We start from the raw sequence: 900 nt of genomic DNA, 5'->3' as shown, positions 1-900 counted from the left end.
GGTTGATGAGGCGTCGAATCGGTTGGCGCATTTGTTGGTTGAGTTGGGTGCGGGTCCGGGTCGGTGTGTGGCGTTGTTGTTGGAGCGGTCGGCTGATGCGGTGATCGCGATGTTGGCGGTGCTCAAGGCTGGGGCGGCTTACCTGCCGATTGATCCGGCGACGCCTCCGGCACGGATAACGTTTGTACTAACCGACGCCGCACCCATCATCGCGATCACCACCGCCGGTCTGCGTTCACGACTGCATGGGTACGACTTAACAGTTCTTGATTACAGCGATGCCACCGCGGCCGCCCACACCGAAGCCCCTTTACCTGCCCCCGCGCCAGACGACACTGCCTACCTCATCTACACCTCGGGCACTACCGGTGTACCCAAGGGCGTGGCCATCAGCCACCAGAACGTCACGCAATTACTCGCGGACTTGGACGCCGGGCTGCCCCGGCCAGGTGTCTGGGCGCTGTGCCACTCCTTGGCGTTCGACGTGTCAGCGTGGGAAATCCTGGCCCCTCTCTTGCGTGGCGGACGCGTGGTGGTGGTACCCGAACACGTTGCGGCGTCACCAACCGACTTCCACCACGTGTTGGTCGCCGAGAACGTTGACGTGCTCACGCAAACCCCCTCTGCGTTAGCAACATTGTCTTCCGCCGACCTGGAGTCGGTGGCGTTGGTACTCGCTGGTGAGGCGTGTCCGGTTGAGGTGGTGGATCGGTGGGCGCCGGGTCGGGTGTTGATCAACGCCTACGGCCCGACAGAAACGACCATGTGCGTAGCCATCAGTGCGCCGTTGGTGGCGGGTTCGGGTGTGGTGCCGATTGGGTTGGCGGTGCCGGGGGCGGCGTTGTTTGTGTTGGATGGGTGGTTGCGGCCGGTGCCGGTGGGTGTGGTGGGGGAGTTGTA

At 63.7% G+C, this 900-nt stretch carries 1 protein-coding gene; it reads left to right on the top strand.

What is annotated here, in order from left to right:
- Positions 1-900: AMP-binding protein (locus C1A30_RS00065; RefSeq protein WP_142392522.1), on the top strand; the 900-nt coding region annotated here is incomplete at both ends.

The organism is Mycobacterium sp. 3519A, from assembly GCF_900240945.1.
Classification (GTDB): domain Bacteria; phylum Actinomycetota; class Actinomycetes; order Mycobacteriales; family Mycobacteriaceae; genus Mycobacterium.
Note: the sequence above shows the minus strand (reverse complement) of the source record. Positions and strands in the feature narration are given on the sequence as shown.